The sequence below is a fragment of the Hydrogenophaga sp. Root209 genome, from assembly GCF_001428625.1.
Lineage (GTDB): Bacteria > Pseudomonadota > Gammaproteobacteria > Burkholderiales > Burkholderiaceae_C > Hydrogenophaga.
The window spans coordinates 551,209-566,705 of the sequence record NZ_LMIE01000029.1 but is presented as its reverse complement, the minus strand read 5'-3'; the positions used below and the strand labels follow the sequence as shown (position 1 = coordinate 566,705).

The window sequence follows — 15,497 nt, the reverse complement described above, 5'->3', positions numbered from 1 at the left end:
ATACCTCCATGAACCACAGTTTTTCCGTCTGGCTGGTGTTGATCGCTGCGCTGGTGGCCGCCAACCTGCCCTTCATCAACGAGCGGTGGCTGGCGGTGATTCCGCGCAGCCTGCCCAAGACCCTCGGGATGCGGTTGGCCGAGATGGTTCTGCTGTATTTCCTCGTGGGTGCCCTCGGTCTCGCCCTGGAGCAGAGCGCCGGGCAGATTGCGCCGCAGGGTTGGGAGTTCTACGCAACCACCGGTGCGCTGTTCATCACGCTGGCCTTCCCCGGCTTCGTCTACCGCTATCTCTACCGCCACAGATGAACGACAGCCACTTGCGAGAAACCCCGCTGTCGCGCACCGAGCTGTTGCGTGGCAACTTTCTGCACGTGGTGCGCGACACGGTGCGTCTGCCCGACGGCGCCGAGGCCTCGCGCGAGTACGTGTTGCACCCGGGTGCGGTCATGGTCATTGGTTTGCTGGACGACGGGAGGGTGGTGCTGGAGCGCCAGTTCCGCCACCCCATGCAGGCGGTGATGATCGAATTTCCGGCCGGCAAGCTCGACGAAGGCGAAGACAGCCTCGTGTGTGCCCGGCGTGAACTGTTTGAAGAAACCGGCTACAGCGCGCGCGAGTGGGCGTTCGCCGGGCGGCTGGCGCCCACGGTGGCGTACTCGGATGAGACCATCGACATCTGGTTCGCGCGCGGCCTCACGCTCGGGGAGCGGCAGCTCGACGACGGTGAGTTCCTCGACGTGTTCACCGCCACGCCCGCCGAATTGCGAGCCTGGTGCTTCAGTGGCGAGGTGATCGACTGCAAGACCCTGGTCGGCTCGATGTGGCTGCAGAACGTGCAGGCCGGAGAATGGACGCTGGACTGGACGCATGCCGCTGCAGCACCTTTGGCAGGACAATCCCTGCCATGAAGGTCCTCAATCTGCAGTGTGCTCACCGGCACGACTTTGAAGGCTGGTTCGGTTCCGAAGACGATTTCGTGAGCCAGCTGGGCCGCGGGTTGCTCACCTGCCCGATGTGCGGCGACGCCCACATCCACAAAACGCTCTCAGCTCCGCGCCTGAACCTGCGCAGCGGACGCAAGGACGCAGACGCCCCCGAACCTGCGGCGCCTGCCGGTGCGGTTGTGGCCATGAGCAACCACGTGATGCATCCCGAACTGGCCGCCTTGCAGGCCCGCATGCTCAAGGCGCTGCGCGAGGTGGTGGCACAGACCGAAGATGTGGGGGAGCGCTTTGCCGACGAGGCGCGCGCCATGCACAGCGGTGAAACCGAGCACCGCAACATCCGTGGCCAGGCCTCCCCGCAGGAGGCCCTGGCCATGCTGGAAGAGGGCATCGAGGTGATCGCGCTGCCGATGTTGCCGGCGGTCAAGGAAACGCTGCAGTGAACAGAAGGATGGTCCTGGCGACCGTCGTTGTGGCTCTGTCGAGCGTGTGCTCATTTGTTGTCGCCTCTGCGGAGGTGGAGACGCTCAGGATGCAGGATCTTCCTGTGTACGCGGGCAGCGCCGCAGAGTTGTTTTTTTTGACGGATGGCGCCCCGAGGGGACGCAACCCGAGTCCTGGTACAACAGGAGGCGCTCAGCCAGTTGCAGCCGAGATAAATATCTCGCCCTTCTATCCGCATGTGTCGGGTGGCGCCGACCTGCCGGGTGGCCGGCGGGTGGATACCCGATCCAACGGATGCCGGAGCAGTGATATCCGCATGGAACACGCGGCGACGGGTCGGGTGAGCACGTTCACCACCGAAATGAGTCGCGAATCGGGGTGGTTCGACAGACTGGGCCAATGCATTGGAATGTCTGCAACGACCTACTCCGTGACGGTACCCAACCAACGCTACTTCGCCTTCACCACGTCCGAGCCGGGCTGGGTCTTTTTTGATCGGTCAGGTGGTCGGTTCCTGCCCCTGGTGATCGGCACGGATCCCAACAGGCTGTCCCATCTGTTCGTGGATGTGGCAGGCCACATGCTGGTCGACGTGACGTCGCATGGCGGCTCAAAGAGCGAGCAGGCTCGACGGCTGGATACGACTGTTTTCAAGGTTGTCTGGCGTGGCGAATGGTTGCAGGGTGCCATAGCCAGAGATGAGTGGCGCGAGGCTGCAAGAACCAATGCGGCTCGGAATTGCCAGATTGCGGTCGCCATGGGGCGCCCCTGCCAACCGACGGACGCGCCTGCCGCAGGACTGCTTCGGTAGCTTTTCGGGGATGCCTGCGGCGCGGTATCCGTAGAGCCCGCAACCGATCCGCCCCCCGCCACGCGGGAGCGGGTTTCGCCGGAACTTCCAGGTCCCTCGGCGCGAAGTATGTTTATGCCTGTGTGCTTACTTGGGCGCATCATGCGTTTTGCGCATGAAGGCATGGCATGGGTTCATGCAATCCTTGTCTGGGGGCGTTTCGGGGTGGGGAGCGCTCCTAGAATCGCGCACATCTTTCCTTGCCAACCGCCCCCAATCTAGACCGGACGCCGACCATGAACCCGAGCTTTCAGGACCTGTATTTCGCTGCCGCCGACCCTGAGGAAATGCGCAACCGCGATCCTGTCCTGCTCAAGACCACGGCCGCCGCGCACCAGGCCCTGTTGAGCGCATCGGCGCCCGGTGAAGTCATCGTTCAGGTGCTGGACCTGCCGGTGGATCCCGTGCAGGACCGGGGCACGCACGTGCTGCAGATCGTGCACCCCGACATGCCCTTTCTCGTCGACTCGGTCGGCATGGCCGTCAACCGAACGGGGCGCACCCTGCACTGGATCGTTCATCCGCTGGTGCGCGTACAGCGCGATGCCGCCGGTCACGTGGTGCAGATCCTCGGTGCAGCGCAACAGGCGTCCGGCGACGGGCAGGTCGTTTCGTGCATCCTGGTCGAGTGCGACCGGCTCGCGTCCGACCCTGACGGTGCTGCACTGCGCAAGACCATAGAAGACACCTTGCAGGACGTGCGCCTGGCCGTGCAGGACTGGCGCGCCATGCTCTCGCGCGTGCAGGTGCTCAACGCCAGCTTCACCGCGCTGGACGCGTCCGTCGCCGACGAAGCCAAGGCCTTCCTGACCTGGCTCGAACAAGGGCACTTCACCTTTCTGGCGGCTGAAGATTACGAACTCAAGGGCGATGTGCTCGTGCCCATGCCCGGCACCGCGCTGGGCCTGCTCAAGGCGCCCGGAGCACAGGTGCTGCCGGCCCAGCCTGCACAGGCCTTCGTGGCCAACCCCGACCTGGTGCTGTCCACCAAGGCCATGAGCCGGTCCACCGTGCACCGCCCGGCCTGGATGGATGCCATCAGCGTGAAGCGGCTGGACGCCGCCGGCAAGCTGGTGGGTGAGAGCCGGTTCCTCGGGCTGTACACGTCGGCAGCCTACGCCGCCTCGGTGGAACAGATCCCGGTGGTGCGCCAGCATGTGGCGCAGGTCATGGCTCATGCCGGTGTGGTCACGGGCAGCCATGCCCATAAGGCCTTGCAGGCGATCCTGGAGACCTACCCGCGCGACGAGATGCTGCAGATCGATGCCGCCACGCTGGAGCAGCATGCCATGGGCATCCTGCGCCTGCAGGAGCGCCAGCGCGTGCGTCTGTTCGTGCGCCGTGGCGCCTACGGCAGCCTGGCATCCCTGCTGGTGTATGTGCCGCGCGATGTGTACACCACCGAGCTGCGTGTGAAGCTCGGCGCCCTGTTCACCGAGGCGTTTGACGCGGCGTCGATCGAATTCACGCCCATGCTCACCGACAGCGCGCTCGCGCGCATCCACTACATCGTGCGCGCCAAGGACAAGCTGCCCGCGCAGGTGGACCTGGCACAGCTCGAGGCCCGCGTGGCCCAGGCCTGCAAGCGCTGGGTCGATGGTGTGAACGCCGTGCTGCTGGCGCAGAGCGGCCGCAGCGCCAGCGGCCTGGAGGCCCTGGTGGCGGCGTTCCCGACCGCCTACCGCGAGCACTTCGACGCGGACACCGCAGCCAGCGACGCCGCCGTGCTCAGCGGCCTGGGTGAACAGCAACCGCTCGCGCTCAAGCTCTACAACCGCCAGGGGCAGGTGCGCTTCAAGACCTACGCCACGCAGAAGATCACGCTGTCGGACGCCATGCCGGTGATGGAGGCCATGGGTGCGCGCGTGCTCGACGAGCACCCCTACCACCTGGCCGCGCCGGGCTACTGGATTCACGACTGGGGCCTGCAGTTTGCCCAGCCGCTGGACGTGGAGCGCCTCAAGTTCCGCTTCGAGGAACTGTTCCAGGCGGTCTGGCGCCAGGAGGTGGAGAGCGACGCGCTCAACCGCCTGGTGCTCTCCACCGAGCTCGATGCCCGCGCCATTGCCGTGCTGCGCGCCTACGTGCGCTACTTCAAGCAGCTCGGCTTCGCCTTCAGCCAGAGCTACATCGAGGACACGCTCAACAAGAACCCCGCCATCGCGCAAGGCCTGGCCGAGCTGTTCGCGATCCGCTTCGACCCGGCGAAAGCGGACCGCCGTGCGGAACGCATTGAAGCCCAGGCGCAAGCTCTGGAAGCCGTGCTGGCCGACGTGGCCAGCCTGGAGGAAGACCGCGTGCTGCGCCAGTTCCTCAGCACCATCCAGGCCACGCTGCGCACCAATGCCTACCAGCGCGGACATGACTACATGAGCTTCAAGCTCAGCCCGCGCGACATCCCCAACGTGCCCGAGCCCAAGCCCCTGTTCGAGATCTGGGTCTATTCGCCGCGCGTCGAAGGCCTGCACCTGCGCGGTGGCAAGGTCGCGCGCGGCGGCCTGCGCTGGTCGGACCGGCGCGAGGATTTCCGCACCGAAATCCTGGGCCTGGTCAAGGCGCAGATGGTGAAGAACACGGTGATCGTGCCGGTGGGCTCCAAGGGCGGCTTCGTGCTGAAGAAGGCGCCGCCGGCGAGCGAGCGCGAAGCCTACCTGGCCGAAGGTGTGGCCTGTTACAAGACCTTCCTCTCGGGCCTGCTCGACATCACCGACAACCTGGTCAAGGGCGCGGTGGTACCGCCGTCCGATGTGGTGCGCCACGACGAGGACGACCCCTACCTGGTGGTCGCCGCCGACAAGGGCACGGCGACCTTCAGCGACATCGCCAACAGCGTGAGCGCGGCCTACGGCTTCTGGCTGGGCGACGCGTTCGCGTCCGGCGGCTCGGTCGGCTACGACCACAAGAAGATGGGCATCACCGCGCGCGGCGCCTGGGAATCGGTCAAGCGCCATTTCCGCGGCCTGGGGGTGGACACGCAGACCCAGCCCTTCACCGTGGCCGGCATCGGTGACATGTCGGGTGACGTGTTCGGCAACGGCATGCTGCTGTCCACGCAGATCCGGCTGGTACTGGCCTTCGACCACCGCCACATCTTCATCGACCCCAGCCCCGATCTCGCCGCGAGCTATGCCGAGCGCGATCGGCTGTTCAAGCTGCCGCGCTCCAGCTGGGACGACTACGACAAGGGCCTCATCAGCGAAGGCGGCGGCGTGTTCCCGCGCAGCGCCAAGTCGATCCCGCTGAGCGCGCAGGCGCGCGCCGTGATCGGCACCGACGCCACCCAGATGGCACCCAACGAACTGCTCAACGCCATCCTCAAGGCCCCGGTGGATCTGCTCTACAACGGTGGCATCGGCACCTACGTGAAGGCCAGCTTCGAGAGCCACGCGCAGGTGGGCGACAAGGCGGGCGACGCCTTCCGCGTCAACGGCAACGAGCTGCGCTGCAAGGTGTTCGGGGAAGGCGGCAACCTCGGTTGCACGCAGAACGGCCGCATCGAATTCGCCCAGGCCGGCGGCCTGATCTACACCGACGCGATCGACAATTCCGCCGGCGTGGACTGCTCCGACCACGAGGTCAATATCAAGATCTTGCTGGGCGCGGTGCAGGAGGCCGGTGGGCTCACGCTGGAGAGTCGCAACGACCTGCTTGCCAGCATGACCGACGAGGTCGGCGACCTCGTGCTGCAGGACAACTACTACCAGACGCAGCAGATCGAGCTGGCCGCCACCCGCCCTGTGTATCTGCTCGATGGGCAGCAAAACCTGATGCGATGGCTGGAGCAGATCGGTCTGCTCAAACGCTCCATCGAGTTCCTGCCGAGCGACGAAGAGCTTGGCAAGCGCAAACGCGAAGGCCGTGGCCTGACGCGCCCCGAAAACGCCGTGCTGCTCGCCTACGCCAAGATGAACCTGTTCGACGAGCTGTGCGCCAGCGCGCTGCCCGACGACCCGTTCTACGCGCGCGTGCTCAAGATGTATTTCCCGGTGGTGCTGGGCGAACGGTATGGCGACTTCATCGCGCGCCATGCGCTCAAGCGCGAGATCGTCGCCACCTTCATGACCAACACCGTGGCCAACCGCGTGGGCGCCACCTTCGTCAACTTCCTGGCCAATGAGGCCTCATGCACTGCGGCCGAGGTGGTCAGCGCCTACACCCTGGCGCGCGAGGTGTTTGCGTTGGAGCCGATCTGGGACCAGATTGACGCGCTGGACAACAAGGTCACCACCGAGCTGCAGCTCAGTCTGCTCACCCAGCTGGCCACCATCGCGCAGCGCGCCAGCCGCTGGATGCTGCGCCACCGGGGTCAGGGCGACCTGCCCACGTTGATCGCCAAGTACCGCCCGGCGGCCCGCACGCTGCGCGAGCATGTCGAGCAATGGCTGCCTGCCGCCGCCCGTGAGCAGTGGAAAGCGGCCAGCGCCCGCCTGGTGCAGGCCGGTGTGGATGTGCAGCTCGCCGATGACCTCACCGTGCTCGACCACCTGTACCCGGTGCTGGATCTGGTCGATGTGGCCGCGAAGGCCGGCAGCACGCTGGAGCAGGCCGCGCGGACCTATTTCGCCATCGAGAACACGCTGGGCCTGGGCCACTGGCGCCAGCACATCGGCAAGCTGCCGACGGACTCACTGTGGCAGACCCAGGCCCGAGCGAGTGCGCGCGACGACGTGTATTCGATCGCCGGGCAGCTGGTGCTGTCGCTGCTGAGCAGCCAGCAGACGCTGGCCGAGTGGCAGGATCAGCATGCCAAGGCGATCGAACGCGTCAACGCCATGCACGAAAGCATCGCCAACCTGACTCCGGATCTCGCCCCCGTGTCAGTGGCGCTGCGCGAACTGCGCCAGCTGGCCTAGCTCACAGGTCAAACCTGAAACTGCAGCGCCGCAAGGCCGGCGTACACGCCTCCGTGGGCCACCAACTGGTCGTGCGTGCCTTGCTCCACCAGCTTGCCGTGGTCCAGCACGACGATGCGGTCGGCTTGCTGAACAGTGGCCAGGCGGTGCGCGATGACCAGGGTGGTGCGGTCTTTCATGGCCGACTCAAGCGCCGCCTGCACCATGCGTTCGCTCTGCGCATCCAGTGCGCTGGTGGCCTCGTCCAGCAGCAGCAGCGGCGGGTTCTTGAGCATGGCGCGGGCGATTGCGATGCGCTGGCGTTGGCCACCTGAGAGGCGCACGCCGCGCTCACCCAGGAAGGTGTTGTAGCCCTCGGGCAACTGGTCGATGAACTCGTCGGCAAAGGCCGCACCCGCGGCCGCGCGCACTTCAGCGTCGCTCGCACCCGGCTTGCCGTAGCGAATGTTTTCCATCGCGCTGCTGGAGAAGATCACCGGGTCCTGCGGAACGATGCCCACGCGGTTGCGCAGGTCCTGCAGGCTCATCTGGTGGATCGGCACGCCATCCAGCCGGATCGTGCCCAGCGCCGGGTCGTAGTAGCGCAGCAGCAGGCCGAAGACGGTCGTCTTGCCCGCGCCGCTCGGTCCCACCAGCGCCACCGTCTGGCCGGGATCCACCGCCAGGCTGAAGCCCGAGAGAGCAGCCTGCGCCGGGCGCGAGGGGTAGTGGAAGGTGATGTCGTCAAACTCCAGCGCACTGCCGCCTTGCGGAGACGCGGCCTTCAGCGGATGCGCGGGCGACTGCACCGGCGAAGCGCTTGCCAGCAATTCCATCAGACGCTCGCTGGCACCCGCGGCGCGCAGCAGGTCGCCGTACACCTCGCCGAGCACGGCGACCGCACCGGCCAGGATGATGATGTAGAGCACCGTCTGCCCAAGGTGACCGGGCGTGATCGTGCCGGCCAGCACCGCCTGCGTGCCCTGGTACAGGCCCCACAGCAGCAGGCCGGCCGTGCTGATGATGATGAAGGCCACCAGCACGGAGCGCGCGCGCGTGCGCCGGATCGCGGTCTCGAACGCGTGCTGCGTGGACTCGGAGAAGCGCGCCGCCTCCCGGTCTTCGGCGGTGTAGCTCTGCACCACCGGAATCGCGTTGAGCACCTCGGCCGCAATGGCGCTGGAGTCGGCCACGCGGTCCTGGCTGGCGCGCGAGAGCTTGCGCACGCGCCGCCCGAACCACATGCTCGGCAGCACCACCAGCACGATGATCAGCAGCACCTGCAGCATCACGTAGGGGTTGGTCCACACCAGCATGATCAGCGCGCCCAGCCCCATCACGGCATTGCGCAGGCCCATCGAGAGCGACGAGCCCACCACCGTCTGCACCAGAGTGGTGTCGGTGGTCAGACGCGAGAGCACCTCGCCGGTCTGCGTGGTCTCGAAGAACTGCGGGCTCTGCCGCAGCACATGGCTGTAGACCGCGTTGCGCAGGTCGGCGGTGACGCGTTCACCGAGCCAGCTCACGAGGTAGAAGCGCATCGCCGAAAAAATGCCGAGCGCCACCGCCACGCCGAACAGCGCGGCGAAGTGGCCGCGCAACGCGAGCGTCTGCTCGCCTCGCCCGGCCGGGGCCAGGCCACTGTCGATGAGGAAACGCAACGCGAGTGGAAATGCCAGCGTGGCGGCCGCCGCGAGCACCAGAAACAGGATCGCCAGACCGATCTGCAAACGGTAAGGCCGCAGAAACGGCAGCAGGCCACTGAGTGATGTGGGGGTGGTGGCTTTGGCGCGGTCGGAGGGGGAGGGGGAGCTCATGCAGGGGAGTGTGCCGGGTTTTGAGCGCGCCCGTTTTGAGCGGCTGCACGCAGTCCTCACGCCGGGTGGCAGTAGGTCATTGGTACAAATTTTTGATGCTAGGATCGCGACCAAATTTTCAACAACCAGGAGGGGTGGGGATGGCACAGCGACATGATTTTGAGGCAACGGAGTTCTTGCCTGACAGGCGTTCCCCCGTGAGCGAACCGACGCAGACGCTTGACATCCACTTCACCGGTTCGGGCAGCGAGTACTTCCGCATCTGGATCGTCAACCTCCTGCTGACGCTGATCACCCTCACGCTCTATTGGCCCTTTGCCCGCGCCCGGCGCCTGGCCTACTTCCAGAACAACACCCTGGTGGGCAAAGACCCGCTGGGCTTTCACGGCGACCCCTGGAAGATGTTCCGCGGCTACCTGCTCATGCTGCTGTTCGGTGTCTCTTACTGGGCTGTGTCCAACTTCGCGCCGGTCTTTTCGTGGATCCCCTTGCTGGTGCTGGCGGCGTTGTGGCCCGCGCTGTGGCGCGCGTCGCTGCAGTTCCGCTTGCGCAACACCAGCTGGCGTGGCGTGCGCATGTCGTTCGAAGGCGACCTGAAGGGTGCCTACCTGTGCATGCTGCCATTCTTCATTCCGGGGTTCGCGTTCGGGGTGATCATCGCCCTGGTCGCGCCGGAAGTGCAGGACTCGAAAGATCGCGCGGCCGGCGCCATGATTGCCGCAGCGATGAGCCTGTTCGTTTTGGCGATGGCCGCGATGTCGCCCTGGGTGCTGTCGCGCATCAAGCAGTACCAGCATGGCGGTTACTCCTTCGCACAGGAACGCACGCGGTTGAAGGCTGGCGTTGGTGCTTTCTACGGTTTCTCGCTGCGGGCGGCCGGTGTGTCCCTGCTGTGCACGGCGGTGCTCGCTGGCGTGGGTGCCATCGTGGTGGTGATGCTGGGCACCTCCGGCGGCGCTGCCATGATCGCGCTGCCCTTCGTGTTGGCATTGGCCTACCTGGTATTCCCGTTGGTGCTCATGCCCTACACCACGTCGCGCCTGCAAAACCTCCTGTGGTCCAACACCCGCAGTCGACGCATCCAGTTTGACAGCCAGTTGAAGTTCGCTCCCCTGATGAGCCTGACGGCGAAGAACTGGCTGTTGATTGTGCTCACGCTGGGTCTCTACTGGCCGTTTGCCAAGGTGCATACCGCACGCCTGCGGCTGGAGGCCATGACCATCGCGGTGCAGGGTGACGTGAACGCCTGGCTCGCTCAGGCACAAGGTGGCGACAAAGGCATCCTGGGTGATGCGGCGGGCGACTTTTTCGGCATCGACATGGGCCTGTGATGAACGAAGCGCCCCGGCTGCTCAGCACCTGGTTTGACGGCCACAGCCCGCGCGCGCAGGTCTGCGAACTGTGCATCGAAGGTGATGAACTCGTGCTCACGCTGGTGAGCGACGAGCGCCGCTACCCGGTGCGGCGGGTGCGCTGGGCCGAACGCCGTTCGCATGGCCAGCGCCAGAGTGAACTGCCCGACGGCAGCCTGATCCAGCACGCCGAGGCGGGTGAGTGGGACGCCTGGCGGCAGGCCAGCGGCCAGCGCGACGGTGCGGTGGTGGGCTGGATGCAGAGCTGGCGCGCCACGCTGGTGGCCATGGGTGCCACCGTGCTGTTTCTCGGTGCGGCCTGGACTTGGGGCGTGCCCTGGCTGAGCGAGATCCTGGCGCACCAGGTTCCGAGGTCACTGGAGGCCCGTCTGGGTGAGCAGGGCATGCAACAGCTGGACCGCGTGTTCCTGCAGCCCAGTGAGCTTCCCGCACAGCAACAGGAAGCGCTGCGCGCCCGATTCAAGTCGGTGGTGGAGCGCGCCCATCCGCAGGGAGATGCTCCGCCTTGGCAGCTCTCGTTTCACAAGTCCAAGGCCCTGGGCGCCAACGCGTTTGCCCTGCCCGGTGGCTACATCGTGATCACAGACGATCTGGTCAAGCTGCTGCTCGACCAGCCCGACGCCATCGTGGGCGTGCTGGCCCACGAACTGGGTCATGTCCACCACCGCCACGGGCTGGATCTGATGGTGCGCGCGAGTCTGGTCAGCGCGCTGGTCGGCGTGGTGCTGGGCGATGCCAGTGGCTTCCTGGCCACGGTGCCCGCGACCCTCGCCACGCAGGCCTATTCGCGCGATGCCGAGCGCGAGGCCGATGCCTTCGCCGCGCGACTGCTCGATCAAAGCGACGTGTCCCCCTCGGTGATGGTCGCGTTCTTCGAGCGGATCCAGCGCGAGGAGGCCGGCCAGGACGTCGATGGCAAGGGCAGCGCCCGATTGCCGATCGCCATTTCCAGCCACCCCGACCACGGCGAGCGCATCCGCTTCTTTCGTGAATGGCAGGCCGATCCCACGCCCCCCTGAAAGCGTCTGTCGGTCTATGTCCGTCAACGTACCGACGCGCGTCCGGGGCTTGCCTAAGCTTTGTTCACGCCACCCTTCGGTGGATGAAACAAAGGAATCACCATGAACCATTCAAAACTGCTGATGGCTGGCGCGCTGTCGTTCGCGCTCGCCGGTTGCATTTCGGCACCCATGGGCCCAGCGGGCCCCCCCGGAGCCACCGGAGCCACCGGTGCCACGGGATACACCGGTGACACGGGTGCCACAGGTGGCGCTGGCGCAACCGGCGCCACTGGCAGCACGGGCTACACCGGCGCCACAGGCGCCACCGGCAGCACGGGTTACACGGGCGCCACGGGTGCCACTGGCAGCACCACGGTGCCCCAAGGCGGCACGGTCATCGTCGTTCCGCAACGATGATCCGACGCGCAGTGGCGCCTCACAACACCAGCCGCTGCGCGTACCCCGTCATCTCCAGATAGCCACGCCCCACGCGCTGGCCGTTGCTGTCAAACAGGTCCGACAGGCCTTCCCAGTACACCGTCCCGGTGCCCTGGCGGCTGTCGAGTTCCTGAGGGTCGATCACCGCTTTGACGGTGTAGAAATCGGCCGGTGTGCGGATCAACCATTCCACCGGGTACTTCGCCCGGGTGAGTGGGCTGGTCCAGAACCTCTGCGGTTTGAAGTCGACTTCGCCTGGCCGGAAGCGGTAGATGTCGGTGGGGCTTTGTGCGCTGCCCGCGGCCCGAAACGAACCACCCGCCCAGAGCTTGCTGCCGTCAGCGCGGCGCAGCTGGAATGCGGTCACGCTGTGGCCGTCAAACAGGTTCATGCCGATCCAGTCCCAGCCCACGGCTTCGGGGTGCAGCAGCGCTTCGCTCCATTCGTGGTCAAGCCAGGCCGTGCCTTGCACTTCAAATCTCTGCCTGCCGATGCCCAGCGTGCCCTGTACCGCCAGGTGCGGCTGTGACACATAGAAGCTCGCCTGTGACACGTCGGGCCCCTTGCGAGAAAACCCCTGGTCGCCTTGCAACAACCAGGCCTGTTGCGGCTGCGCGGTGAGGTCGATGCTCAGCGCGTTACCGCCGATGCGCGTGGTGTAGCGACCGTCCGGCGCGCGCTCGATGTGCCAGTCGCGCAGCACCACGCGGGTGTCGGCCTCGCTGGCGAACACGCCGCGCTCGACCTGGGTGGGGGACTCGCCGTTCCAGCGTGCGATGCGCTGGTCGTGCAGCAGCTTGCCGCCCTGCACGTCGGTGATGGCCGCATGGGCGAACAGCAGATGCCTGGCCGCCAGGCGGCTTTGCAGGGTTTGTGTGCCGTCGACGCGGCTGCGGAAGAACGTGACCTGAAAGCCGAACTCGCGGCCCTTCTCGTCTTTGGCGTGACCCGTCAGGTACCACCATTCGGTGCGCGTGTCGTTGTGCGTGCCGTGGTCGCGCGGGAACACGAGCGGGCGCGGTTGGAGTGCGTCGCCCGGGCGGTGCGGTGTCTGTGCAAGGGATGTGGGTAAGGCGAGGGCGCCTGCGGTTGCGAGCAGCCAGCGGCGTCGTGTGAGGGCTTCGACAGGCTCGGCCCGAACGGAGGTGGTGTTCACCAATCCTCCTTCACCGCACGCACCGCGTCGCGGCTCGCAGCCGCCTGTCCGGCCAGCCACGCGGTGAGCGTGCCCGCCACCACCACGGCCGCGCACAGCGCGAGCAGCCGGGCCCAGGGCAGCACCAGATCCATGGTCCAGTGAAAGCTCTGCGGGTTGACCACATGCACCAGCACCAGACTCACCGCCAGGCCCAGCCCCAGGCCGGCGAGCGCGCCCAGCAGTGTCCAGGCCAGTCCTTCGAGCGCCACGACACCCAGGATCTGCTGGCGCGTGAGGCCCAGGTGCGCGAGCAGCCCGAACTCGCGCCGGCGCGCCAGCACCTGCGCACTGAAGCTTGCCGCCACGCCGAACAGACCGATGCCGATGGCCACCGCCTGCAGCCACACGGTGACGGCAAAGCTGCGGTCGAAGATGCGCAGCGACACCGCGCGGATCTGGCCCGACGAGGCAAACTCGATCAGCCCGCCACCGCCTTCGCTGGACGCCAGGGCGCGGATGCGCTCGCGCACCGCGTTCTCGTTCGTGCCCGCATCCAGATGCAAGGCGAGGTCGTTCACGCGCGCGTCCCCCGTGAGGCGCACGAAGTCGGCGCGGTCCATCGCCACGCTGCCATGCTGGCGCGCGTAGTCGCGCCACACGCCCGCCACGAAGAATCGAACCCCGCGCACGTTCGGCCCTGCAAAGGCTTGCGCCAGACCCGGTAGCCAGCCCCCCGGTTGCGCGCCGTAGAGATCCACCATGGCTTCGCTGACATACACGGGGATGACGCGTTCACCCTCGGCCGCCGGCGGGGCGGGCAGCGGGTTGCCCACCAGCGGCAAGCTCAGCGCCGAGCCGGGCACCATGTTGAGCGGGCGCGAGAGCAGCACCACGGCCGGGCGCACCGGGTCCAGCTGCACCGGTGTGGCGCGCAGCGTGTCCATGCGCGCAACGCCGTCCATACGCGCCACCGCGGCCACGAAATCCGGGGGCAGATGGGCCGCGTCGTTGCCGGTACTCCCGCTGCTGCGCACATAGAGCTGAGCGGGCAGCACGGCGTCGAGCCACTGGGTGACCGAGCCGCGAAAGCTCGCCACCATCACCGTGAGCGCCACCGACAAGGCCAGGCTGGCCACCACGCCACTGGTGGCCACGGCGGCGGTCTCGCGCAGGCGGCGCGCACGCTCCACGGCCAGCACCGGCAGCGCGTGCCGGGCGATGTGCGGTGCGATGCGGTCGAGCAGCCACCCCACGGCCAGCGGCAGCGCCGCAATGCCGCCCACCAGCAGCAGCCCCACCGAGAGGTAGGCGGCCAGTGGAATGCCGCCCACCGGCGGAGCCCAGGCCAGGGCTGTCGCGAGCACCACCAGCGCCAAGGCCAGCGTGTGCCGGCGCGCGCCCGGGCGCACCGGCGCACCCAGCCCTTTCAGGGCCAGCGCAGGCGCCATGCGCGCCGTGGCCCGCGCGGGCCACCAGCCACCCACCACAGAGGCCACCACACCCAGGCCGCCATAAACGAGGGCGGCCCAGGCGCTCCATTGCAAAGGCGGCGCCACGCCAGAGAAATAACCACCGCCCAGGTCGCCGCCGAGCAGTCGCAAGGCGAGCGCCGCGAGCGCCGTGCCCAGAGCAACGCCGAGGGCGCTGCCCAGCAGACCCAGCAGCGCCGACTCGGCCAACACGAGGCGCAGGCGCTCGTTGCCCGAAAGCCCCAGCACGCCGAGCAATGCGAACTGCGGCTGGCGCCGCGCCACCGAGAGCGACAGCACGGAAAACACAAGGAAAGCACCGGTGAACAACGCCACCAGCGCCAGCACGGTGAGGTTGACCCGGTAGGCACGCGACAGGTTGCTCACCCGCTCGCCCGACTGCTCGGGCCGCTGCGCGATCACCTGGGCAGGCAGGGCGAGCGAGGCCAGCACCGCCTCGGCCTGCGCACCGGGTGCCAGCCGCACGTCAATTCTGCTGAGCTCGCCTGCACGACTCATCAAGACCTGAGCGGCCGCCACGTCCATCACCAACAGCGGCGCGCCCGGTGCGTTCACCCGACCGGCCGCGCGCACGCTGCGCAGGGAGAGGCCACTTTGCAACTGCAAGGTGTGGGCGCTGCCCAGCGCGTGTTGCGCGGCGGCGTTGAGAAACACCGCATCAGGGGCAAACAGATCGAAGCGCCGCCCCGCCGTGTCCCGGGTGGTGGTCTCGGGCACCGGCATGAGCGCGGGCGACAAGCCCGCCACCACCAACGCATCCACGCCCAACAGCTTGACGGCCACGCGTTCGCCACCGGGCAGCACGGCCTGGGTGGGCAGCTCCAGCACCGGGCTGGCCAGCGCCACCCCGGGATGGGCGGCCACCTGGTCCAGCAGGGTGTCGGGCAGCAGGCCCTGGCGGGCGCGCAGCTCCACGTCGGGTTGGCCATTGACCGAACTCACCGCGCTGGAGAACTCGGCGAGTGCCGAGGCGTTGATGAGGTGCACCGCGAACGCCAGCGCCACGCCCAGCATCACCGCCACCACGGCCGTGGCGTTGCGCGGCAGCGATGCGGGGGCAAGGTGGCATGGCGCACAGACGCCACCGTTTCAGGCGCGTAGCATCAAGCGAAGTCTTTCACCGTCCCACAGGCCTCTGGCCCGTCCACTCTTTTCTTCACGGTGATCC

The 15,497-nt window shown here is 67.2% G+C and carries 11 protein-coding genes; 8 read left to right on the top strand and 3 right to left on the bottom strand.

The window, feature by feature from the left end:
• The first annotated feature begins 8 nt into the window (after positions 1 to 8).
• From ASE11_RS16190 to ASE11_RS16170, 5 genes are all read left to right on the top strand, one after another.
• Complete coding sequence (locus ASE11_RS16190; RefSeq protein WP_056273727.1) at positions 9 to 308, top strand: DUF2818 family protein; 300 nt, start codon at positions 9 to 11, stop codon at positions 306 to 308.
• A complete protein-coding gene (locus ASE11_RS16185) occupies positions 305 to 910 on the top strand; it encodes an NUDIX domain-containing protein (RefSeq protein ID WP_056273725.1) in 606 nt (201 codons plus the stop codon). The genes ASE11_RS16190 and ASE11_RS16185 overlap by 4 nt, the downstream gene beginning before the upstream one ends.
• Positions 907 to 1,389: a DUF1178 family protein gene (locus tag ASE11_RS16180; protein ID WP_056273722.1), complete on the top strand. Its 483-nt coding sequence runs from the start codon at positions 907 to 909 to the stop codon at positions 1,387 to 1,389. Before ASE11_RS16185 ends, ASE11_RS16180 begins: the two co-directional genes overlap by 4 nt.
• Before the next feature lie 8 nt (positions 1,390 to 1,397).
• Entirely contained in the window at positions 1,398 to 2,201 is an 804-nt protein-coding gene (locus ASE11_RS16175) for a hypothetical protein (RefSeq protein WP_056273720.1), read from the top strand.
• Between the two features lie 275 nt (positions 2,202 to 2,476).
• Positions 2,477 to 7,093: an NAD-glutamate dehydrogenase gene (locus tag ASE11_RS16170; RefSeq protein WP_056273717.1), complete on the top strand. Its 4,617-nt coding sequence runs from the start codon at positions 2,477 to 2,479 to the stop codon at positions 7,091 to 7,093.
• A gap of 8 nt (positions 7,094 to 7,101) precedes the next feature.
• On the opposite strand, the gene ASE11_RS16165 is transcribed toward ASE11_RS16170, so the two are convergent.
• The gene (locus tag ASE11_RS16165) at positions 7,102 to 8,889 is read right to left on the bottom strand and encodes an ABC transporter transmembrane domain-containing protein (RefSeq protein ID WP_056273714.1); all 1,788 of its coding nucleotides are present in this window, start codon (positions 8,887 to 8,889) and stop codon (positions 7,102 to 7,104) included.
• A gap of 197 nt (positions 8,890 to 9,086) precedes the next feature.
• On the opposite strand from ASE11_RS16165, the gene ASE11_RS16160 reads away from it, so the two are divergent.
• The 3 genes from ASE11_RS16160 to ASE11_RS16150 all read left to right on the top strand — a co-directional run bounded on the left by ASE11_RS16160 (position 9,087) and on the right by ASE11_RS16150 (position 11,680).
• Positions 9,087 to 10,220, top strand: coding sequence for a YjgN family protein (locus tag ASE11_RS16160; protein WP_056273713.1), 1,134 nt, complete (start codon positions 9,087 to 9,089; stop codon positions 10,218 to 10,220).
• Complete coding sequence (locus tag ASE11_RS16155) at positions 10,220 to 11,281, top strand: M48 family metallopeptidase (RefSeq protein ID WP_056273709.1); 1,062 nt, start codon at positions 10,220 to 10,222, stop codon at positions 11,279 to 11,281. The genes ASE11_RS16160 and ASE11_RS16155 overlap by 1 nt, the downstream gene beginning before the upstream one ends.
• A gap of 102 nt (positions 11,282 to 11,383) precedes the next feature.
• Complete coding sequence (locus ASE11_RS16150) at positions 11,384 to 11,680, top strand: hypothetical protein (RefSeq protein WP_056273706.1); 297 nt, start codon at positions 11,384 to 11,386, stop codon at positions 11,678 to 11,680.
• 19 nt (positions 11,681 to 11,699) lie between these two features.
• On the opposite strand, the gene ASE11_RS16145 is transcribed toward ASE11_RS16150, so the two are convergent.
• The gene (locus ASE11_RS16145; RefSeq protein WP_235501321.1) at positions 11,700 to 12,857 is read right to left on the bottom strand and encodes a carotenoid 1,2-hydratase; all 1,158 of its coding nucleotides are present in this window, start codon (positions 12,855 to 12,857) and stop codon (positions 11,700 to 11,702) included.
• The gene (locus tag ASE11_RS16140) at positions 12,854 to 15,343 is read right to left on the bottom strand and encodes an FtsX-like permease family protein (protein ID WP_082585798.1); all 2,490 of its coding nucleotides are present in this window, start codon (positions 15,341 to 15,343) and stop codon (positions 12,854 to 12,856) included. Before ASE11_RS16140 ends, ASE11_RS16145 begins: the two co-directional genes overlap by 4 nt.
• Between the last annotated feature and the right edge of the window lie 154 nt (positions 15,344 to 15,497).

Bases quoted from the DNA above. Each gene is read 5' to 3' on its own strand.
- ASE11_RS16180 (WP_056273722.1), top strand. From the start codon at position 907: ATGAAGGTCCTCAATCTGCAGTGTGCTCACCGGCACGACTTTGAAGGC.
- ASE11_RS16170 (WP_056273717.1), top strand. From the start codon at position 2,477: ATGAACCCGAGCTTTCAGGACCTGTATTTCGCTGCCGCCGACCCTGAG.
- ASE11_RS16165 (WP_056273714.1), bottom strand. From the start codon at position 8,889: ATGAGCTCCCCCTCCCCCTCCGACCGCGCCAAAGCCACCACCCCCACA.
- ASE11_RS16185 (WP_056273725.1), top strand. From the start codon at position 305: ATGAACGACAGCCACTTGCGAGAAACCCCGCTGTCGCGCACCGAGCTG.
- ASE11_RS16140 (WP_082585798.1), bottom strand. From the start codon at position 15,343: ATGCTGGGCGTGGCGCTGGCGTTCGCGGTGCACCTCATCAACGCCTCG.
- ASE11_RS16190 (WP_056273727.1), top strand. From the start codon at position 9: ATGAACCACAGTTTTTCCGTCTGGCTGGTGTTGATCGCTGCGCTGGTG.
- ASE11_RS16155 (WP_056273709.1), top strand. From the start codon at position 10,220: ATGAACGAAGCGCCCCGGCTGCTCAGCACCTGGTTTGACGGCCACAGC.
- ASE11_RS16150 (WP_056273706.1), top strand. From the start codon at position 11,384: ATGAACCATTCAAAACTGCTGATGGCTGGCGCGCTGTCGTTCGCGCTC.
- ASE11_RS16175 (WP_056273720.1), top strand. From the start codon at position 1,398: ATGGTCCTGGCGACCGTCGTTGTGGCTCTGTCGAGCGTGTGCTCATTT.